This is a genomic window from Pseudomonas nitroreducens TX1, from assembly GCF_000313755.1.
GTDB lineage: Bacteria > Pseudomonadota > Gammaproteobacteria > Pseudomonadales > Pseudomonadaceae > Pseudomonas > Pseudomonas nitroreducens_A.
On the sequence record NZ_AMZB01000031.1, the window covers coordinates 1 to 307 of the forward strand.

The window sequence follows — 307 nt, forward strand, 5'->3', positions numbered from 1 at the left end:
CTTCTCGTCCGGGCGCAGGGTGAAGGCGACGATCTCTTTCACCACTTCCGGGAAGACGGTGACCAGGTCGAGGTCGCAGAAGGTGAAGACGGTGTCCAGGTGCATCGCGGCGCGGGACTTGGGCAGGCCGGCAACGATGACTTTCTCGGCAGCGCCCTTGGCGAACAGCGCCTGGGCGACCTGGCCGATGGCCTGGCGGGAGGAGCGTTCGCCCATGCCGATCAGGACGACGCCATTGCCGATGGGCATGACGTCACCACCCTCGAGGGTGGACATGCCATGGTCCTTGTCCGGATCGCCGTACCAG

1 protein-coding gene is annotated in these 307 nt (G+C 65.8%); it reads right to left on the reverse strand.

Translation table 11 applies throughout. From position 1 onward, the window contains the following. Positions 1–307, reverse strand: a 307-nt coding sequence (locus tag C167_RS31975) for an arginine deiminase family protein (protein ID WP_037005768.1), incomplete at both ends; no start/stop codon positions are given.